Origin of the sequence: Luteimonas sp. RC10 (genome assembly GCF_014192745.1) — a bacterium.
Taxonomy (GTDB): Bacteria; Pseudomonadota; Gammaproteobacteria; order Xanthomonadales; family Xanthomonadaceae; genus Luteimonas.
In genome coordinates this window covers 110,230-130,153 of record NZ_JACHYJ010000009.1, presented here as the reverse complement: position 1 = coordinate 130,153, position 19,924 = coordinate 110,230, and the positions used below count along the sequence as shown (strand labels likewise).

General features: G+C 71.4%; 15 protein-coding genes. 9 read left to right on the top strand and 6 right to left on the bottom strand.

Features of this window, described 5'->3' with window-relative positions:
• Positions 1-35: 35 nt before the first annotated feature.
• The 6 genes from FHW73_RS15925 to FHW73_RS15900 all read right to left on the bottom strand — a co-directional run bounded on the left by FHW73_RS15925 (position 36) and on the right by FHW73_RS15900 (position 5,417).
• A complete protein-coding gene (locus tag FHW73_RS15925; protein WP_183427740.1) occupies positions 36-914 on the bottom strand; it encodes a hypothetical protein in 879 nt (292 codons plus the stop codon).
• Between the two features lie 336 nt (positions 915-1,250).
• Positions 1,251-2,852, bottom strand: coding sequence for a bifunctional phosphoribosylaminoimidazolecarboxamide formyltransferase/IMP cyclohydrolase (purH, locus tag FHW73_RS15920; protein ID WP_183427739.1), 1,602 nt, complete (start codon positions 2,850-2,852; stop codon positions 1,251-1,253).
• 70 nt (positions 2,853-2,922) lie between these two features.
• Positions 2,923-3,195: a DNA-binding transcriptional regulator Fis gene (fis, locus tag FHW73_RS15915; RefSeq protein ID WP_183427738.1), complete on the bottom strand. Its 273-nt coding sequence runs from the start codon at positions 3,193-3,195 to the stop codon at positions 2,923-2,925.
• 127 nt (positions 3,196-3,322) lie between these two features.
• Positions 3,323-4,096 (bottom strand): DUF3426 domain-containing protein, encoded by a 774-nt coding sequence (locus FHW73_RS15910; protein WP_183427737.1) that lies wholly within the window; start codon positions 4,094-4,096, stop codon positions 3,323-3,325.
• 36 nt (positions 4,097-4,132) lie between these two features.
• Entirely contained in the window at positions 4,133-5,047 is a 915-nt protein-coding gene (gene prmA, locus FHW73_RS15905) for a 50S ribosomal protein L11 methyltransferase (RefSeq protein WP_183427736.1), read from the bottom strand.
• Positions 5,048-5,117: 70 nt separating this feature from the next.
• Positions 5,118-5,417 (bottom strand): hypothetical protein, encoded by a 300-nt coding sequence (locus FHW73_RS15900; protein WP_183427735.1) that lies wholly within the window; start codon positions 5,415-5,417, stop codon positions 5,118-5,120.
• A 479-nt stretch (positions 5,418-5,896) separates the two neighbouring features.
• Here FHW73_RS15900 and FHW73_RS15895 point away from each other — a divergent pair, with 479 nt between their 5' ends.
• The 9 genes from FHW73_RS15895 to glgX all read left to right on the top strand — a co-directional run bounded on the left by FHW73_RS15895 (position 5,897) and on the right by glgX (position 19,811).
• Positions 5,897-6,688 (top strand): hypothetical protein, encoded by a 792-nt coding sequence (locus FHW73_RS15895; RefSeq protein WP_255493050.1) that lies wholly within the window; start codon positions 5,897-5,899, stop codon positions 6,686-6,688.
• A complete protein-coding gene (locus FHW73_RS15890) occupies positions 6,685-7,134 on the top strand; it encodes a hypothetical protein (protein ID WP_183427734.1) in 450 nt (149 codons plus the stop codon). The genes FHW73_RS15895 and FHW73_RS15890 overlap by 4 nt, the downstream gene beginning before the upstream one ends.
• 392 nt (positions 7,135-7,526) lie before the next feature.
• Complete coding sequence (gene glgA / locus FHW73_RS15885; RefSeq protein WP_183427733.1) at positions 7,527-9,080, top strand: glycogen synthase GlgA; 1,554 nt, start codon at positions 7,527-7,529, stop codon at positions 9,078-9,080.
• Positions 9,077-11,290 (top strand): 1,4-alpha-glucan branching protein GlgB, encoded by a 2,214-nt coding sequence (gene glgB, locus FHW73_RS15880; RefSeq protein ID WP_183427732.1) that lies wholly within the window; start codon positions 9,077-9,079, stop codon positions 11,288-11,290. The genes glgA and glgB overlap by 4 nt, the downstream gene beginning before the upstream one ends.
• Positions 11,287-13,038, top strand: a complete 1,752-nt coding sequence (treZ, locus tag FHW73_RS15875) for a malto-oligosyltrehalose trehalohydrolase (protein WP_345776201.1) — start codon at positions 11,287-11,289, stop codon at positions 13,036-13,038. Before glgB ends, treZ begins: the two co-directional genes overlap by 4 nt.
• The gene (locus tag FHW73_RS15870) at positions 13,035-14,927 is read left to right on the top strand and encodes a 4-alpha-glucanotransferase (protein WP_183427730.1); all 1,893 of its coding nucleotides are present in this window, start codon (positions 13,035-13,037) and stop codon (positions 14,925-14,927) included. Before treZ ends, FHW73_RS15870 begins: the two co-directional genes overlap by 4 nt.
• The gene (treY, locus tag FHW73_RS15865; RefSeq protein WP_183427729.1) at positions 14,924-17,431 is read left to right on the top strand and encodes a malto-oligosyltrehalose synthase; all 2,508 of its coding nucleotides are present in this window, start codon (positions 14,924-14,926) and stop codon (positions 17,429-17,431) included. Before FHW73_RS15870 ends, treY begins: the two co-directional genes overlap by 4 nt.
• A gap of 11 nt (positions 17,432-17,442) precedes the next feature.
• Positions 17,443-17,619, top strand: coding sequence for a DUF2934 domain-containing protein (locus FHW73_RS15860; protein ID WP_183427771.1), 177 nt, complete (start codon positions 17,443-17,445; stop codon positions 17,617-17,619).
• A complete protein-coding gene (gene glgX / locus FHW73_RS15855) occupies positions 17,619-19,811 on the top strand; it encodes a glycogen debranching protein GlgX (RefSeq protein ID WP_183427728.1) in 2,193 nt (730 codons plus the stop codon). Before FHW73_RS15860 ends, glgX begins: the two co-directional genes overlap by 1 nt.
• Positions 19,812-19,924: the final 113 nt, after the last annotated feature.

The window sequence follows — 19,924 nt, the reverse complement described above, 5'->3', positions numbered from 1 at the left end:
CCCTGCGCGGCGGGCGCGGTGGATTTGCCCTGTACTCAATCGCAACTGTCGCGCTGCAGTGCCGCGGGGACAGGCCAGGTAAAGGTGGCCGGGTCGAACGCCAGGCGGTACTCGCGGTCCACGTATCGGCCACAAGCCTCGCCGTGTTCGCGGACCACCAGTGGCCACGCGGGAGCCTTCCGGTCGCGGTCGTCCACCGCCAGGTCGAAGGCGAGATCGAGTGCGTCGTCCGGCGCCTGGGCATGCTCGACGCTGCTGCGCACCGTCGCCGCTTCGCGGAAGCCGCCCGCGTGCGGCAACAGGAGGCTGCGGGCGCCGACCGTGATGCCCTGGCCGGTGAAGCCGTCCTCGATCATCACGCCGTACAGCGCCGCGCCGAAGCGTTGCACGCGCACGTCGGCGACGTCGCCACTGCTGCCGTAGTCGGTGAGGTGCTGCCGGGCCGCGGCCACGGCACAGCCGTCGCCGGCCTCGAGCAGGAAGAGGTCGACCAGCGCACCGGTGACATGACCGGCGCCGTCGGGGACGCCGCAGACCGCGACCAGCTCGGCGGGGGTGTCGGCAGTGCCGATCGCGGCACGTGCGCAGACCTCGCGCTCGGCCGCGTCCTCCCCCAGGCCGGCAGCGACGGGGTGGCCCGGCCAGGTGCCGACGAGTTGCGCGAGTTCGCCGTACTGGGTCACCAGATAGTCGCGGACCCAGCCGCCGGGCAGGCCGACCGGTTCGTCCTGGTCGGCCGCCATGTCGTCGACGTGGGTCGGCTCACGTGCAGGTGTGGCCACCGCCTCGGCCGTCGTCGCCGGCAGCGCGGCGGCGGCCGGGGGCTGCGCCTGGCCGCAGGCCGACAATGTCAGCGCCAGCAAGGCCGGCCCGCCGATCTTCGTCGCAACGCAACACCAGGACGCACGCACCATCGCAACCTCCATGAGCGGATGGGCGCCGACCATAGCGCGCGTGCCGCGAGGCCGGAGTGAGCGCTCGAAAGCCCCCTCCGCGCTATCGGCGCGGAGGGAAAGCGAAGCCGCTGGCCGGGGCCCGAGGTTTGCGCAGCGAACCTTGGGATGGATGCCAGCCCCGCTGGCATCGGCGTCGGCATGCAACGTCGGCCGAGCGCACATGCGCAAGGAGACGCCAGCCCCCTGAGTCAGGGGGCGATCCGCGCCAACGGCGCGGATGGGGGTGTGGACGCCGCTGGCCGGGGCCCGAGGTTTGCGCAGCGAACCTTGGGATTGATGCCAGCCCCGCTGGCATCAATGCCTGAAGTGACGCACGCCCGTGAACACCATCGCGATGCCGTGTTCGTCGGCTGCGGCGATCACCTCGTTGTCGCGCATCGAGCCGCCGGGCTGGATCACCGCCGTGATGCCGGCTTCGGCCGCGGCGTCGATGCCGTCGCGGAACGGGAAGAACGCATCGGAGGCCATCACCGAGCCGGGCACCACCAGGCCGGCGTCGCCCGCCTTGATGCCGGCGATGCGCGCCGAGTACACCCGGCTCATCTGCCCGGCGCCGACACCGATCGTGCGCTGGTCCTTGGCGTAGACGATCGCATTGGACTTCACGAACTTCGCCACCCGCCAGGCGAACAGCAGGTCGCCCAGCTGCGCCTTGGTGGGCGCGCGCTGGGTCACGACCTTCAGTTCGTCGGCGGTCACCTCGCGCACATCGGCGGTCTGCATCAGCAGACCCGAGCCCACGCGCTTGACGTCGGTGTTGTTGCGACCATCGCCGTGCGGAATGCGCAGCACGCGCACGTTGGCCTTCTTGGTCGCGTAGTCGAGCGCGGCGGGATCGAAGTCGGGTGCGATCAGCACCTCGACGAACTGGCGATCGAGAATGACCTTTACCGTGGCGGCATCGAGCTTGCGGTTGAACGCGATGATGCCGCCAAAGGCCGAGGTCGGATCGGTGGCGTAGGCCAGTTCGTAGGCATCGCCGCAGGCCGCGCCGACGGCGACGCCGCAGGGATTGGCGTGCTTGACGATCACGCAGGCCGGTGCATCGAACTGACGCACGCATTCCCACGCAGCATCGGCGTCGGCGATGTTGTTGTACGACAGCTCCTTGCCCTGCAACTGGGTGAAGGTCGCCAGCGTGCCGGGCACCGGATACAGATCGCGGTAGAACGCGGCCTGCTGGTGCGGGTTCTCGCCATAACGCAGGTCCATGACCTTGACGAAGTTGCCGTTGCTCTGGCCGCCGAACGGCGCGCGCTTGGCCGCGCCGGCATCCGACGGCTCGGCGATCGCCGACAGCACGTCGCTGATGCGCGCGTCGTACTGGGCGACGCGGTTGAACGCGGCGACCGACAGCGCGAACCGGGTCGCGGCCGACAGCGCGCCGTCGTGGGCGTCGAGTTCCTGGATCAGCGCGGGGTACTGCGCCGGGTCGGTCGCGACCGCGACGTGCGCGAAGTTCTTCGCGGCCGCGCGCAGCATCGCCGGCCCGCCGATGTCGATGTTCTCGACGATGTCGTCGAACTTCGCATCGGTGGCAAAGGCCACGCGCTCGAACGGATAGAGGTTGAGCACCAGCAGGTCGATCGCCTCGATGCCGTGCTCGGCCATCACCGCATCGTCGGTGCCGCGCCGCCCCAGCAAGCCGCCATGGACCTTGGGGTGCAGGGTCTTGACGCGTCCGTCCATGATCTCCGGAAAGCCGGTGACGTCGCTGACGTCGCGCACCGCCAGTCCGGCCTCGCGCAGCGCCTTCGCGGTGCCGCCGGTCGACAGCAGTTCGACATCGCGCGCAGCCAGCGCGCGGGCCAGGTCGAGCAGGCCGGTCTTGTCGGAAACGGACAGCAGGGCGCGGCGGATCTGCACGGGCGCGCCGGACGAAGCGGAGACGGTCATGGGGTGGCTGCGGAGCGGAAAGAGCCCGCGATTATAGCGGCGGCGGCCAGCGCGCCCTGCGCGGGCGGCGTTACTGCGTCAACCCGTACTCGCGCAGCTTCTTGCGCAGCGTCGCGCGATGGATGCCCAGCATCGCGGCTGCCCGGCTCTGGTTGCCATCGCAGAAATTGAGCACTTCGGCAAACAGCGGAATCTCCAACTCGCGCAGTGCGACCTCGTAGAGGTTGTCGGTGTCGTTGCCGTTGAGATCGCCCAGGTAGCGCTGGATCGACGTGGCGACATGCTCGCGCAGCGGGGTCCGTGGCGCCTCGCGCATGCTGCTGTCGGATCGGTCTGCGTTCAAGGCGGCTCTCGAGCGAATATAAAGCGCCGACGGCGGGTGGCGTCGGCAGCGCGGGCATGGCGGCTGGGTGAGTCTATCGCGCGGCGCGGCGACCGGACAAACGCGCCGACCAGCGGTAGAGGCCGGTCTACAGCAGTTCGAAGGCGAACGACACCGCGCCAGGCCCGGGCTCTTCGAGCGTCAGGCGGACGTGCGCAGTGGCGCCGGGTGCGAGCGTCGGCGCCGGCGGTGCGCCACCCAGATACTCGTCAACGGTGAATACGCGGCTGCCGATCACGTGGCCATCGATGTCTGACAGCACCAGCCGCAGCTGTGGCCAGGCTTGCGGCCAGCGTGCGTCGTTGCGAAAGGTTGCGCTGACCTGCAGACGGGTCGGATCCTCGGGCTTGGCGCGGACATCGCGCGCGAGCAGCACCAGCGCCGCGGGCTCGCGCCAGGGCGGCAGCACGCAGCGCAGCGCGCCGCACACCGCTTCCAGCGCGGGCCGCCAGGCCGGCTGGGCGGCCAGTCGCGCGCGCTCGGCGAGCAGGCCCTGCAGGACCAGCAGCAGGGCCAGCCCGACAGCGGCGACCCACAGCCATCGCCGTGCGCGGGGCGGGGCAGCGGCGGCACGCGAACGGGCGAAACTCGGGACGGTGCGCGGCGTGTCGTCCAGGGGCGGGGAGGACGCCTCGCGCGTCGGCTCGGCGGCGGACGCGGGTGGCGGCGCGGTGGCCGTGACTGCAGTCGGCGGCGCCGCGGGTTCGGGGCGCGGTCTGAGCAGGCTGGCTACCGAGACCGTCGGCTCGGACGGGGCGGCGGCATGCAAGGCGCCGGCGCAACGCGGGCAGCGCGCCGGTGGCAGGCCGGTCGCCCGGTCGGTGGCGACCAGGTCGCCGCAGTGCCGGCAATGGATGAACATCCGGCTATTGAAGCATGGGCTTGCGCGGATGCGGGCTCAGCGCCGCACGCCGTCGATGCGCACCCAGTCGCCTTCGCGCGCGACCGCCAACTGCTCGAACCAGGGGCGGTAGCGTCGCAGCAGCGCTTCTTCCTGGCCGTCGAGAATGCCCGACAGCGCGATCCGCCCACCCGGGGCGACGCGCTCGGCCAGCGTCTCGGCCAGCGCATCGAGCGCGGTGGCCAGGATGTTGGCGACCACCACCGGATAGCTCGCCTGCGGCGCGTCGCTGGGCAGGAAGACCGTCAGCGCCGCGTCCACGCCGTTGCGTGCGGCGTTGTCGCCCGAGGCCTGGAGGGCCTGCGGATCGTTGTCGACGCCGATCGCCTGCGCGGCGCCCAGCTTGAGCGCGGCGAGCGCGAGGATGCCGCTGCCGCAGCCGTAGTCGAGCACGGTGCAGCCGTCGAGCACGCCATCGGCGGCCAATCCATCGAGCCACTGCAGGCACAGCGAGGTCGTGGGATGGGTGCCCGAGCCGAAGGCCAGGCCGGGATCGAGGCGGACGATCGCCGCCTCGTCGCCCGCCTCCTCGGGCACCTCGCTGTTCCACGGCACGATCCAGGTGCGCGCGCCGAAGCGCAGCGGTACGTACTGGTCCATCCAGGCCCGCTCCCAGTCCTGGTCCTCGACCTTGGCAAAGCCGGCGCGGGTCCAGTCGAGCCCGCCGTCGAAGGACTCGAGCGCGGCCAGCAGCGCCAGCGCGTCGGTGTCGACCTCGAACAACGCGGTCAGCACCACGGAGTTCCACAACGGTGTCTCGCCGACGCCCGGCTCCAGGATCGCCTGCTCGTTGGAGGTATCGGCGTCGGCGTCGAGCATCGTCACCGCCAGGGCCCCCACGTCTTCGAGCGCGCGCGCATAGCGTGGCTGCTCGGCTTCGCTGCAGCGCAGGCTCAGTTCGAGGTGAGGCATGGTGAATTTCCGCGACGTGGGGCCGGCATCTTCGGTCCCATGTCCCGGCGCGTAAAGGCCGCGGTGTCGCTCAAGGGGCCGGCGGCGGGTCGGGCGGCGGCGGTGCGGGGTCGCCAACGGGTTCCGACAGGGGGCCCTGCTCGACGCTGTCGGCCGGGGGCGCGGCGGTGCGGTCGCCGTCCACGTCCTGGGCCGTGACGCCTGCGCCCGCGTCCGGATTGCGGGTGGCCGCGTGGTCGGGCGGCGGCACAGTCTGCGGGTCGGTCGACAGTGCTTCCTGCTGGTCGCGGCGGTCGCAGCCGGCGGCAGCGAACAGGAGCAACGAGGCGAGGGCGGCGGCAAGCGGACGCACGAACGGCGTGGGGCGCATGGCGGGCTCCGAGAATGGGCGGCACCTCACCTTGCGGCCGGCGGGTGCATGCGGCACGTCAACGCGCGTCTCAAAAGGAGCGCCGGACGCCACCACGGAGGTCGGCCCTGCGAGGCGGGTGAGCCCGCGCGCGATGACGTGATGGCAGTCACAGATTGCTTCCGGGAGCCCGCCCGGGCGGCCTGCCGCGATGGGCTACAATCGCGTCCCCGCCCGGTTCTGCGCGCGCCGGCGGCATTGCCGCCCAGGTCGAATGGCTCGGCGTGGGCGATCCCGCTCCTGCCCGGACCTGTCGGAAGCCCGCCTTGCATCTGAGAGTCGCCGCCGTCCTCGTGCTTGTCGCCGCCGTGGTCCTGGCGCTGGCGTTCTCGCGTGCCGATGCACCGGCTGCTGCGAACCGGAGCCGTGATGCGGCGCCGGTTGGCGATGCATTCGCCATGTCGCGGGCGCCTGGGGTTGCGACGAAGACGACCCAACGGTTGGGCCGGACGACGCGCCATGCCACCTCGCAGCGTGTGGCCTCGGCGGTCCCGGTCTCGCCCCGGCAGGCGTTCGAGCGATCGCAGGATCTGTTCGCACTCGCCCAGCGATTGCTGCCGCTGTCCGAGCGCGGCGACGCCGAGGCGCGCTGGCTGGTCAGCCGGATCCATGAGTACTGCGCCGGCTATGCCCGGGCGCCGGTCGACTACGCGCGCGACACCTTGCTGCTTGCCAGTCTGCCCCTGCCGGCCGCACGCCCGCTGCGCGAGGCGCGCGCCCGGATCGAGCGCCGCTGCGGCCGCTTCGTCGCCGACGACGCGCCGAGTTTCGTGCAATTGGTGGAACAACGGCGCGAGGCGGCGCTGGCCGGCAGCCTGCCGGCCGAGGCAGCGTTGCTGTCGATGGGCGCGCCGCTGGCCGACGACGAGGACTATCGCCGCGGGCTGGTCGACCGCGTGCTCGAATCGGCCGACCCGGACGCCTACACCGCGCTGGCCCCGGCGATGGGCGAGGCGGCGGCCGGGGATCCGGCGCTGGCCGGTCGTGTGGCCGGCTCCCAGAACGCGGAGACCGCCTGGCACAACGCGGCCTGCGGCCTGGGCCTGGATTGCAGCGGCGACGGGGCGCTGATGACCCGGTACTGCGCCGAGGGTGGCATCTGCGCCCAGGATGAGAGCCAGGATTTCTCGGCGTTCGTCCGGGAGGCGTCGCCGCCGCAGGACGCCGAACAGATCGAAGAGATGACAGCTGAACTACGACGCGACCAGCAGGTCGGGATGGTGACGAAATGAAGCAGCGGGCGTTTTCGCGCAGGGTACGGTTCTGGTTCTGGGCTGCGGTCTTCTTCGGCTACTCGGTCGCGGTCGCAGGCGTGGTCGTCGATGCGATCGGCGACCATTACGGTGGTCTGGCCGAGGTCGCCGAGACCACCATCGAGGCGCCGCCCGAGCAGCGCCGCCTCGGCGCCGCGCAGGTGGCCGCGTTGTATCGCGCGCAGAGCCCGACCCCGTTCCGGACATTGCCGCCCGGGGCCACATTCCGTGTGGTCTGGCCGGACGGGTCGAGCGAGCTGGTGCGCATCGTCAGTCAATCGAGCGAACACGGCACGCAACTGGTGGAAGGTTCGCAGGTCGGCGCGAGCGGTGTGCCGTCCACGCAGGCCGAGGTGCAGGTGGTGCCGGTATCGACGGCGACGCCGGCACGTCGCGCGCCCGGTGCGAACACGCACGTCGACTGAGATGCTCGACCGGCCTTGCGCCCGCGCCCTCGGTCATGCAGCGCCTCGCAGTGTCGAGGCAACCGGCCTGTAGATCGACAGGCGGAAACGCGATCGATCCGCGTGCGCGATTCTGGCGCAGCGTTGACGGATCGCGCCCCCACAGCGCATTCATCGCATCGTCGTGCGCGTTGCCTGCGCTCGCGATGGCGAAAGTTCGTCCCTGGCGTCACATCGCGGCCATGCCCGCTTCACGACGCTTTTATTGGCGCATTCCCATAGTGGATGCCAGGCCGGGACGATCGTCCCGTCGCCGGTGACTCCCCCACACGCCATCCCGCCATGGATCGCCGCCCTGCCCGGGCAGCGCGCCGTATGACGGCCGTTCGTCGCCACGCTTATCGGACTTCGTCATGCCTCAGCCCATCGACCACCCAGGACCCGTGGTCCGCGCCAAGACCGTTCGCGGCTTGCAGCGCCAACGCGATGCACGCGGCCGGTTCGCCCGTTCCGCCCCGACCGCCCGGATTGCGGTCACCGCGCCAGTGCGACAACCCTCGCTGTTCGTGACGTCGGAGATGAGCGACTTCGTCAAGGCCGGTGGCCTGGGCGAGGTGGCCGCAGCACTGCCTCGCGCATTGCGGGCGCGCTACGACGTGCGGGTGCTGATTCCGGGCTACCCGGCGGTGCTGGAGAAGGCCGGCGCGCTGGAGATCGTCGGCGAGATCGCCGGCCGCGCCGCATTGCCGGCCTGCCGCATCGGCCTGGTGCGCCAGGCCGACGGGCTGCCGGTCTACGTGCTGCTCAACGCCGCGCTGTTCGAGCGCGAGGGCTCGCCCTATGTCTCGGATGCCGGCACCGACTGGGACGACAACGCAGTGCGCTTCGCGACCCTGTCGCATGCCGCCGCGCAGATCGCCGCCGGCCGCGCTGGCCTGGATTGGACGCCGCGGTTGCTGCATCTCAACGACTGGCCGTGTGCACTCGCCGCCGGTTACCTGCGCTGGGAGGGGATCGCGGTTCCCAGCCTGCTGACGATCCACAACCTCGCTTACCAGGGCCTGTTTCCGGCGACGATGGCGCCACAGTTGGGCATTCCCGAGGCCGCCGCGCCGGCGCTGGATTTCTATGGCCGGCTGTCGTTCCTGCAGGCCGGCATCGTGCATGCCGACCAGGTCAACACCGTGAGCGTGAGCTACGCGCGCCAGATCACCGGCCCGGAGCTGGGCTGCGGGCTCGATGCGTTGCTCGCACGCCGGGCCGCGGCCGGGCGCCTGAGCGGGATCATCAACGGCGTGGACGCCAGCTACGATCCGCGCACCGATGCGCATCTGCCGGTGCACTTCAGCGTCAACCAGTGGCAGGGCAAGAACGTCAACGCCGAGCAGGTGCGGCGCGAGTTCCATCTGCCGCAGAGCCGCGGACCGCTGTTTGCGGTGGTGTCGCGGCTGGTGCACCAGAAAGGCATGGACCTGGTGGTCGAGGTGGCGCCGCAGATCGCCGCCGCCGGCGGCCAGATCGTGTTCGTCGGCCAGGGCGAGCGGCAGATCGAGCGCTCGGTGCGCACGCTGTGTGGCCGCTATCCGGCGCACATGGCGGCGATGATCGGCTTCGAGGAGCGCCTGGCGCGGCGCGTCTATGCCGCATCCGATTTTCTGCTGATGCCCTCGCGCTTTGAGCCTTGCGGGCTGAGCCAGATGTACGCCCAGCGGTTCGGCAGCCTGCCGATCGCGCATGCCACCGGCGGGTTGATCGACACCGTCGACGACGGCGTGACCGGCTTCCTGTTCGCCGAGCCGTCGGCCGATGCGCTGCGGCGTTGTGTCGGACGCGCGTTCCGGACCTGGCGACTGCCAGGCCTGATGTCGGCGATGCGTCGCGCCGCGATGCTGGTGCCCTCGGGCTGGGAGCACGCCGGCCAGCGCTACGCCGACCTCTACGCGCGTACCGCGGCACGCGCCGCATGAGCGAATCTGCCAGCGCCGGCCACCCTCCGGCGCATGCCTCGGACGAGCTGGGGCCAGAAGTCGACGCATTGCTCGAGGCCTGCGCCGCCGATGCGTTCGCGCTGCTCGGCCCGCACGTCGAGGCCGATGGCGACATGACGGTGCGCGCGCTGTTGCCCGGTGCACATGGCGCGGCGCTGGTCGACGCGACTGGCGCGGTGCTGGTGCCGATGCACGCGCGCGATCCGCGCGGCCTGTTCGAGGCGCGGCTGGCGCCGGGTACCGGCTACTGCTTGCGCATCGAATGGCCCAACGCGGTGCAGATCACCGAGGACCCGTACCGGTTCGGCCCGGTGTTGGAGGAGGCGACGCTGTACGCGCTGCGCGACGGCGATCCCGATGCGACGCGCCGCGCGCTCGGCGCCCATGCCAGGACGCTCGATGGCGTGTCCGGCACCGGCTTCGCGGTCTGGGCCCCCAATGCGCAGCGGGTCGCCCTGGTCGGCGACTTCAATGCCTGGGACGAGCGCCGGCATCCGATGCGCCTGCGGCATACCGCAGGTGTGTGGGAGTTGTTCCTGCCGCAGGATCTGGCCGGGCAGCGCTACAAGTTCGCGATCGTCACCGGCGACGGCCGGCGCCTGGCGCACAAGGCCGATCCGCTCGCGCGGCAGGCCGAACTGCCGCCGGCGACCGCGTCGATCGTGCCGCAGCACGGGCCGTTTGCGTGGACTGACCAGGCCTGGATGGCCGAGCGCGGTGCACGGGCCGACCTGCCGATGAGCATCTACGAAGTCCATGCGGCGTCGTGGCAGCGGACGTCCGACGGCGCATCGCTGGACTGGGACGCGCTTGCCGCGCAACTGGTGCCCTATGTCGCCGGGCTGGGCTTCACCCATGTCGAGCTGCTGCCGGTCGGCGAGTACCCGTTCGGCGGCTCCTGGGGTTACCAGCCGACCGGACTCTATGCGCCGACCGCGCGCCACGGCGGGCCCGACGGCTTCGCCCGCTTCGTCGATGCCTGCCATCGTGCTGGCCTGGGCGTGATCGTCGACTGGGTCGGCGCGCACTTCCCCGACGATGCGCATGGGCTGCAGGGCTTCGACGGCACCGCGCTCTATGAGCACGCGGATCCACGCGAAGGCCTGCATCGCGACTGGAACACGCTGATCTACAACTATGGCCGCAACGAGGTCTCCGGTTACCTGATCGGCTGCGCGCTGGAGTGGATCGAACGCTTCCATCTCGACGGGCTGCGCATCGATGCGGTCGCCTCGATGCTCTACCGCGACTACAGCCGCGGCGACGGCGAATGGGTGCCCAACGAACACGGCGGGCGCGAGAACCTGCAGGCGGTCGCGTTCCTGCGCCGGCTCAACACCGAGGTGGCCGCCCGCCATCCCGGCGTCTGGGTCATGGCCGAGGAATCGACCGCCTGGCACGGGGTGACCGCGCCGGTGGACGAGGGCGGCCTGGGCTTTTCGCACAAGTGGAACATGGGCTGGATGCACGACACGCTGCAATACATGCAGCGCGACCCGGTGCATCGTCGGCACCACCACAGCGAGATGACCTTCGGCATGGTGTACGCGTTCTCCGAGCGCTTCGTGCTGCCGCTTTCGCACGACGAGGTCGTGCACGGCAAGGGCGCGCTGCTGTCGAAGATGCCCGGCGACGACTGGCGCCAGCGCGCCAACCTGCGGGCCTACTTCGGCTTCATGTGGGCGCATCCGGGTCGCAAGTTGCTGTTCATGGGGGGCGAGTTCGGCCAGCGCCGCGAGTGGGCCCACGACGGTGCGCTGGACTGGCACTTGCTCGACGACCCGGGGCATGCCGGGATCCAGCGCCTGGTCGGTGATCTCAATGCCCTGCTGCGGGCGCACGCCGCACTGCATGTCGCCGACGACCGGCCCGAGGGCTTCGACTGGAGCGTCGGCGACGACCACGCCAACAGCGTGTTCGCATTCCTCCGCCACCGCCCCGGCGGCGGACGTCCGGTGCTGGTGGTCAGCAACATGACCCCTGAAGTTCACCACGGCTATCGGGTCGGCGTGCCGCATGCCGGGCGCTGGCGCGAGATCCTCAATACCGACAGCGCCCACTACGGCGGCAGCAATGTCGGCAACGGCGGCAACGTCGTCACCGCCCCCGAGAGCATGCACGGTCATGCACAGTCACTGCGGCTGACGCTGCCGCCGCTGGCGACGATCTGGCTGGAATGCCTCGGGTGAGCACGCTGGCCGGCGCCTGGGGCGCGCAACTGCAGGCCGACGGCACGGTGCGGTTCTCGATCTGGGCGCCCGCCTGTACGCAGGCCTGGCTCGTCCCCGAGGACGGTGCGCCGGTGCCGATGCATGCCGACGGCGACGGGGGCTTCGTGCTCGACCAGCCCGCCGCGCCCGGCCTGCGCTATCGCTACCGGCTCGATGACGCGCTGGTGCCCGATCCCGCCTCGCGCTGGCAGCCCGACGGCATCGACGGTCCCAGCGCGGTCGTCGATCCGGCGGGCTACCGCTGGCGCCACGACGACTGGTGCGGGCGTCCCTGGAACGAGACCGTGCTCTACGAACTGCACGTCGGCGCCTGCGGCGGCCACGCCGGCGTGCGTGCGCAGCTGCCGCGGCTGGCGAGGCTTGGCATCACCGCGATCGAATTGATGCCGCTGGGCGAGTTCCCGGGTGCGCGCAACTGGGGCTACGACGGCGTGCTGCCGTACGCGCCGGCCTCGGCCTACGGCACGCCGGACGACCTGCGTGCGCTGATCGACGAGGCCCACGGACATGGCCTGATGGTGTTCGTCGACGTGGTCTACAACCACTTCGGTCCGCACGGCAATCATCTGCCGGCCTACGCGCCGGCGTTCTTCCGCAGCGACACGCCGACGCCGTGGGGCGCGGCGATCGATTTCCGCCAGCCCCGCGTGCAGCGTTTCTTCATCGACAACGCGCGCATGTGGCTGCACGAGTACCGCATCGATGGGCTGCGGTTCGACGCCGTGCACGCGATCGCGCCGCCCGCGTTCCTCGAGACCCTGCGCACTGCGTTGCGCGCCGAGACGCCGGCGCAGCGGCACGTGCACTTGGTGCTGGAGAACGAACACAACACCGCCTCGTGGCTCGGCGACGATGGCTACGACGCGCAGTGGAACGACGACTTCCACAATGCCTTGCATGTGCTGCTGACCGGCGAGACCGAGGGCTACTACGCCGCGTTCGCCGATGCGCCGGCCGCGCACCTGACGCGCGTGCTCGGCGAGGGGTTCGCCTTCCAGGGCCAGGCCGATGCACGCGGCCTCGTGCGCGGCGAGCCCAGTGCGCAGGTGCCGCCGCAGCATTTCGTGGCGTTCGCACAGAACCACGACCAGATCGGCAACCGGGCGTTCGGCGATCGGCTCGCGTCGCAGCTGCCGGCCGCGCGGCTGCGCGCGGCGTTGGCGCTGACCGCACTGACGCCGATGGTGCCGCTGTTCTTCATGGGCGAGCCCTGGGGGGCAACCGCCCCGTTTCCGTTCTTTACCGATTTCCCGCCGCCGCTCGATGCCGCGGTGCGCGAAGGCCGGCGCCGCGAGTTCGCGTCGTTCGCCGCCTTCGCCGACCCGCAGGCGCGCGCGCGGATCCCGGACCCGAATGCGCTCGCGACCTTCGAACTGGCGCGCCTGGACCCGGGCGAGGCCGAGGCCGGGCCGGGCGCCGAATGGGCCGCCTGGTTCGTCGACCTGCTGGCGGTGCGCCGCACGCAGCTGGTGCCGCGGCTGGGCGCATTGCGCGCGCAGGGTGCGCGTGTCATCGCGCCGGCTGCGGTGCGCGCGGCATGGTCGGATGGCACATGGCACATGGAGCTGGTCTGCAATCTGGGCACGACGCCGGTGGCGTTCGAACCGGGACTTGCGACCCCGCTCGGCCACTATCGCAGCGACGGCGGCCCCGATGCGTCACAGGTGCCGCCCGACACCACGGCGCTGCGCTGGGGACGGGCATGAGCGCCGCCTTGCATGCGTTGGCCGATGCCGCCGGACTGTGTCGGACGTGGGAGGACGCCGCCGGCCGCGCGCGCACCGTCGACGACGGCGCGCTGCGCGCGATCCTCGCGGCGCAGGGCCTGCGGACCCACACGCCGGCGGCGATCGACGCGGCGCGCCGCGCATGCGCCGCCGCCGACGCAATGCCGCCGCTGGCGACCGCCGAGGCCGGCATGGTCTGTCGCTTGCCGGCCGGGGCCACGCTTGCCCTGACCCACGAGGACGGCGACGACTGCGTGGTCACTATCGCGGCGGATGGCCGCGCACGCGCACCGGCGCGGCCCGGCGACTGGCGGTATGTCTGGCAAGGGCGCACACACACGTTGGCGGTCGCGCCGACGCGCTGCTTCGGCGTCGCTGACGCGCTCGGTATCGCCGCACCGCGTGCCTGGGGCGTCGGGCTGCAGGTCTACGGCACGCGCGCGGTGGACGACGGCGGCGTCGGCGACGCTGCCGGCGTGCTCGACTGGGCGCAGCGGGTCGCGGCCGCTGGCGGCGATGCGCTGGCGCTCAGCCCGGTGCATGCCGCGCGACCGCCGGGCGGCCTCTACAGCCCGTATTCGCCCAGCGATCGGCGCTTTTTCGATCCGGTCCACGCCGCACCGGCCCTGGTGCTCGGCGATGACACCGTCCGCGCGCTGTGTGCAGCGCTGGCGCTGCCCGCGACCGACGGTGCGGACGCGGATCTCGTCGACTGGCCGACCGCGGCCGGGCTGCGCTGGCGCCGGCTGCGAGCGCTGCATGAGGCGCGCGATCGACTGCCCGAGACCGCCCGTGCGGCATTGACGCAGTTCGAAGCCGCAGGCGGTCCAGCGCTCGATGCCTTCGCCGCGCACGCTGCCGCCGACTTCGGCGATGACGATCCGTCGCTGCATCGCTTCGCGCAATGGCTGGCGGCCGGGAGCTGGGACGTCGTGCAGAACGCCGCTCGCCAGCGCGGCATGGGCCTGGGGCTGATCGCCGATCTCGCGGTCGGCTTCGATCCGGCCGGCGCCGAGGCCGCCGCCTGGCCGGACGCGGTGCTGCAGGGGCTCGAACTCGGCGCGCCACCCGACGCCTTCAACGCCGAGGGCCAGGTCTGGGGCGTCACCAGCTACGCCCCCAACGCTTTGCGACGCCACGGCTTCGCGCCGTTTCGCGCGTTGCTCGATGCGACGATGCGCGGCCGCGGCGGCATCCGCATCGACCACATCCTCGGCCTGATGCGCCTGTGGGTGGTGCCGCGCGGCGCGCCCTCGTCCGCCGGTGCCTACCTGCGCTGTCCGCTGGACGACCTGCTCAATCTGGTCGTGCTGGCGTCCTGGCGCCATCGCTGCATCGTCATCGGCGAGGACCTGGGCGTGGTGCCGCCCGGCATCCGCGACACGCTCGCCCGTCGCGGCGTGCTCGGCATCGACGTACTGCCGTTCACCCGCGACGCCGATGGCGCCTTCCTGCCGCCGTCGCGCTGGCGCCGCGAAGCGATTGCGACCACCACAACCCACGACCTGCCGACCCTGGCCGGCTGGGCATGCGGCCGCGATCTCGATTGGCGCCTGCGATTGGGGAGTCTGACGCCGGCGCACCAGCGCGTGCAGCGGCAGGCCCGCGCGGCCGATGTCGCCGCGCTCGATGCGGCCTGTGCGCAGGCACTGGGGACGACCGGGCCGACAGCCTGGCGCGCCTTCGTCGCCGCCTCGCCATCGCCGCTGGCGCTGCTGCCGGCCGAGGACGCGCTGGGCCTGGACGAGCAGCCGAACCTGCCGGGTACGGTCGACACCCATCCCAACTGGCGCCGACGCCTGCCCGCGCCCGACGCGTCGTTGGATGCAGCGCTGGCCGCGTTCGATCGCGCAAGGAAATGCCCATGACCGCGCTGCGTGCGACCGCCCGTCTGCAACTGCATGCCGACTTCGGCTTCGATGCGGCCGCAGCGCAAGTCGATTACTACGCCGCGCTCGGCGTCAGTCACCTCTACTTGTCGCCGGTCGGCATGGCGGTGCCCGGCTCGACGCACGGCTACGACCAGATCGATCCCACCCGTCTCAACCCCGAGCTCGGCGGCGAGGCCGGCTTCGCGCGGCTGGTGCGCACTGCGCGTGACGCCGGCCTGGGCCTGTTGCTCGACATCGTGCCCAACCACATGGCCACGCACGCGGACAATCCGTGGTGGTGGGACGTGCTCGCCCAGGGGCGTGCGTCGCGCCACGCGGACTGGTTCGACATCGATTGGCGCGCGCCCGGTCGCGAAGGCCGCCTGTGGCTGCCGGTGCTCGACCGCCCGCTGCGCGCCGCCATCGCCGATGGCGTGTTGCAGGTCGAGGATGGTGCGCGCGGCCCGGTGTTGGTGCATCACGCGGTGCCATTCCCGGTGACGGGCGCGCCGGAAGGCGACCGCGCCGCCTGGTGCGCCGCCTGCAATGCCGACCCGGCGCGGCTCGAGGCGCTCGCACTGGCGCAGCCCTACCGGCTGGCGTGGTGGCGCACGGGTTTCGATCGCGTCAACTACCGGCGTTTCTTCGACATCACTTCGCTGGTGGCGCTGCGGATCGAACACGTGCCGGTCTTCGACGCGGTGCATGCGTTGCCGCTGCGGCTGCTGGCCGAGGGTGCGATCGATGGCGTGCGTATCGACCACGTCGACGGCCTGGCCGACCCGCGCGGCTACCTGCGGCGCCTGCGCCGCGCCCTGGATGCGGCGAGCACGGGGCCCGAGCGACCAGTGTTGCTGGTCGAGAAGATCCTCGCGCCGGGCGAGGGGCTGCCTGCCGACTGGGCCTGCGACGGCACCACCGGCTACGACTTCATGGACCAGGTCGCCGGCGTCCTGCATGCCGGCGAGGGCGAGGCCGCGCTGCAGGCGCAATGGCGTGCGGCCAGCGGACGCAGCGGCGATTTCGCTGCCGAGGAACGACTGGCGCGCCACCAGCAACTGGACCGGGCGCTGGCGGCGGAAACCGACCGGGCCGGTCGCGCGCTCGACGCCGTGGTCGCCGGCGACGCCGCGTTGCGCGAACTGGGAACGCCGGCGCTGCGCCGGGCGCTGGCCGCCGTGCTGTGCGAATTCCCGGTCTACCGGACCTATGCACATGCGGGCGGCTTCGACGCCGACGACCTGGCGCGCTGGCAGGCCGCCGCGCAGCGCGCGCTCGCGCGCGACGACGATCCGGTGCTGGCGGCCGCGGTCGATGCGCTGCTCGAGGCCTTGCAACGTCCGGGCGCGGCCTCGCGCGCACTGCGCCTGCGCTGCGAACACCTCTCTGCGCCGCTCAATGCGAAATCGGTCGAGGACACCGCGTTCTATCGCCACGGCGTATTGCTCTCGCGCAACGAGGTCGGCAGCCACCCGCAGCATCTGGCACTGCCGGTCGAGGACTTCCATGCCGCCGCCGCCCGCCGTGGGTCGCGGGCGCTGCTGGCGACCTCGACCCACGATCACAAGCGCGGCGCCGATGTCCGGGCGCGGCTGGCGCTGCTGAGCGCCGAACCCACCTGGTGGGCGGATGTCGTGGCCGATGTCGAGTCCTCGCTGGTCGAAGTCTGCGCGGCGGTCGATGGTGGCGACCGCGCGATGCTGTGGCAGACGCTGGTCGGCGCCTGGCCGCTCACGTTGCGCGCCGACGACAGTGCCGGCATCGCGCACTTGCGCGAGCGCGTCGCCGCCTGGCAGGTCAAGGCCTTGCGTGAAGCCAAGCTGCGCTCGTCGTGGACGCGGCCCGATGCCGACTACGAGGCCGCGGCGGCGGCGCTGCTCGGTTGCGCGCTCGCCGACGACAGCGCGCGCGCGGTGCTCGCGCAGGCGGCCGAGCGTTTGGCTGCACCGGGCGCGGTCGTCGGTCTCGCGCAGGCCGCGTTGCAGTTGTGCGCGCCAGGCGTGCCGGACCTGTACCAGGGCTGCGAGGGCTGGGATCTGTCGCTGGTCGATCCCGACAATCGACGTGCGGTGGACTTCGACCAGCGCCGCGCGTGGCTGGCCGACGACCGCGCACCCGTTGCGGACTGGCGCGAGGGGCGGCCCAAGGCCTGGCTGTGGCGATGTCTGCTGGCCTTGCGTCATGCGCACCCGGCGCTGTTCGCACACGGCGACTATGCCCCGCTGTACGCCGACGGCGATGCAGCCGATCGGGTGCTTGGATGTACACGACGGCATGACGGCGATGCGCTGATAGTGCTGGTGCCGCGCGCGTTCGGATTGTCCTGGGTCGAGGGGGGCACGCCGGCATGGATTCCCCGGTTCTGGAATGCGACGTCGATCGTGCTTCCCGATGGCCGCTGGCGCGATGCGATCGCCGGCACTGTCGTGGCAGGCGGGCGGCATCGGCTCACGGCGCTGTGGTCGCAGTTTCCTCTGGCGGTGCTCACCGCCGAACGATGAGTCGAACGAGAATGGACGAACAGCAGCGCACCGCCCGGATCCGGGAGCTCGCGCGTGAGATCTGGCAGGCCGAAGGCCGCCCCGATGGTGCATCGCTGCGTCATTGGGCGATGGCCGAGCGGCTGGTGGATGCCGAACTGCAGGCCGAGCGCGAGAACATCGAACACGCCGCCGGGATGCCGCGCTGATGGCCGCGCCACGCACTGCGCGCGCCACGCCGCCCCGCCTGCTGCAGCGCTCACGCGTACGCGAAGGCCGCCCGTTCCCACTGGGCGCGACCTGGGACGGCCTGGGGGTGAACTTCGCGCTGTACTCGGCCCATGCCACGCGCGTGGAGCTGTGCCTGTTCGACGCGCGTGGCCGCGAGCAGGAACGCATCACGCTGCCCGAACACACCGACGAGATCTGGCACGGTTATCTGCCCGACGCCCGTCCGGGCCAGCTCTACGGCTACCGCGTGCACGGGCCCTACGCGCCGGACGCCGGCCACCGCTTCAACCCCAACAAGCTGCTGCTCGATCCTTACGCCAAGCAGATCGTCGGCGAGCTCAAGTGGGCGCCGCACCTGTTCGGCTACACCGTCGGCCACCGCGACGCCGACCTGAGCTTCGATCGACGCGACAGCGCGCCGTACATGCCCAAGGCCGCGGTCATCGACCCGGCCTACACCTGGGGCGAGGATCGCCGGCTGCACACGCCATGGGATCGCACGGTGATCTACGAGGCGCACGTGCGCGGCCTGAGCATGCGCCATCCCGCGGTGCCCGAGTCTGCGCGCGGCACGTTCTCGGCGCTCAAGCACGACGCCCTGATCGACCACCTACGCGCGCTGGGCGTGACCGCGGTCGAGCTGTTGCCCATCCATGCCTTCGTCGACGACCAGCACCTGCTCGAACGCGGGCTGCGCAACTACTGGGGCTACAACTCGATCGGCTTCTTCGCGCCGCATCCGCGCTACCTAGCGTCCCACAACATCGCCGAGTTCAAGCAGATGGTCGCCCACCTGCACCGCGCCGGCATCGAGGTGTTGCTCGACGTGGTCTACAACCACACCGCCGAGGGCAACGAACTGGGGCCGACGCTGTCGTTCAAGGGCATCGACAATGCCAGCTACTACCGGCTTGCCGACGACCGCCGCTACTACATCAACGACACCGGCACCGGAAATACCTTCGACCTGACCAATGCCGGTGCACTGCGCATGGTCAACGACTCGCTGCGCTACTGGGCCTCGCAGATGCACGTCGACGGCTTCCGCTTCGACCTGGCCACGATCCTGGGGCGCGAACCGCATGGCTTCGACCGCAGCAGCGGCTTCCTCGATGCGGTCGGCCAAGACCCGCAGCTGGCCCAGGTCAAGCTGATCGCCGAGCCCTGGGACATCGGGCCGGGCGGCTACCAGGTCGGCAACTTTCCGCCCGGCTGGTCGGAGTGGAACGACAAGTTCCGCGACACGATGCGCGCATTCTGGCGCAGCGATGCGGGCCAATTGCCCGAGTTCGCGCGGCGGCTGACCGGTTCGGCCGACCTGTTCGACCACCGTGGTCGGCGTCCGCGCGCGTCGGTGAACTTCGTCACCGCGCACGATGGCTTCACGTTGCACGACCTGGTGACCTACGCCGACAAGCACAACGACGCGAACGGCGAGGACAACCGCGATGGCCACGACCATAGCCTGTCGGCCAACTACGGGGTCGAGGGCGAGACCGACGACGTCGCGATCAACACGCTACGTGCGCGGCAGAAGCGCAACCTGCTGGCGACCCTGCTGCTGTCCCAAGGCACGCCGATGCTGCTGGCCGGCGACGAGTTCGGCCACAGCCAGCAGGGCAACAACAACGCCTACTGCCAGGACAACCCGCTGACCTGGCTCGACTGGGAGGCGGCCTGGCGCGGCGAGGGCGCGGCACTGTCGGCCTTCGTCGGCCGGCTCGCGCGGCTGCGCCGCGATCAGCCGCTGCTGCGCAGCACGCGGTTTCTCGACGGCCGATTCGACGAGCGTCGCGGCGTGCGCGACATCGCCTGGCTCGCGCCCGATGGCAACGAGCTCTCGCCTGGGCAATGGGACGACCCGAATGCGCGCGCGATCATGGTCCGGCTCGACGGTCGCCTCGACGATGCCGAGGCGCACGCAGGCGCCCGTCATGTCAGCCTGTTGCTGCTGGTCAATGCCAGCGCCGACGCCGTCGACTTCGCACCGCCCGCGATCGATGGCGTGCCGTGGCGCGTGTTGGTCGACACCGCCAATCCGGACGCGCGCGGTCAACTGGCGCCGGGCGCGACACGGACATTGGTCGACCGCAGCTTGATGCTGCTGGTGGCCGAGCACGACGGTAGGCCTGCGGTACAGCCGCCCGCATCCGAGCCGGACGCCGGCTGAGCGGCACAGCGCCGGCTGCGGAGCCGCCAAGGATCGGGACCGATGGTCAACCGTGCTTCGGGCGGCCGCGGCGCGCCGCGCGCCGTCGCTGCGCACGCGCCGACCAGAAGCCG

Excerpts from the sequence above, each read along its gene's own strand:
- FHW73_RS15925 (WP_183427740.1), bottom strand. The coding sequence starts at position 914 with ATGGTGCGTGCGTCCTGGTGTTGCGTTGCGACGAAGATCGGCGGGCCG.
- purH (WP_183427739.1), bottom strand. The coding sequence starts at position 2,852 with ATGACCGTCTCCGCTTCGTCCGGCGCGCCCGTGCAGATCCGCCGCGCC.
- FHW73_RS15910 (WP_183427737.1), bottom strand. The coding sequence starts at position 4,096 with ATGTTCATCCATTGCCGGCACTGCGGCGACCTGGTCGCCACCGACCGG.
- prmA (WP_183427736.1), bottom strand. The coding sequence starts at position 5,047 with ATGCCTCACCTCGAACTGAGCCTGCGCTGCAGCGAAGCCGAGCAGCCA.
- FHW73_RS15900 (WP_183427735.1), bottom strand. The coding sequence starts at position 5,417 with ATGCGCCCCACGCCGTTCGTGCGTCCGCTTGCCGCCGCCCTCGCCTCG.
- FHW73_RS15890 (WP_183427734.1), top strand. The coding sequence starts at position 6,685 with ATGAAGCAGCGGGCGTTTTCGCGCAGGGTACGGTTCTGGTTCTGGGCT.
- glgA (WP_183427733.1), top strand. The coding sequence starts at position 7,527 with ATGCCTCAGCCCATCGACCACCCAGGACCCGTGGTCCGCGCCAAGACC.
- glgB (WP_183427732.1), top strand. The coding sequence starts at position 9,077 with ATGAGCGAATCTGCCAGCGCCGGCCACCCTCCGGCGCATGCCTCGGAC.
- FHW73_RS15870 (WP_183427730.1), top strand. The coding sequence starts at position 13,035 with ATGAGCGCCGCCTTGCATGCGTTGGCCGATGCCGCCGGACTGTGTCGG.
- treY (WP_183427729.1), top strand. The coding sequence starts at position 14,924 with ATGACCGCGCTGCGTGCGACCGCCCGTCTGCAACTGCATGCCGACTTC.
- FHW73_RS15860 (WP_183427771.1), top strand. The coding sequence starts at position 17,443 with ATGGACGAACAGCAGCGCACCGCCCGGATCCGGGAGCTCGCGCGTGAG.
- glgX (WP_183427728.1), top strand. The coding sequence starts at position 17,619 with ATGGCCGCGCCACGCACTGCGCGCGCCACGCCGCCCCGCCTGCTGCAG.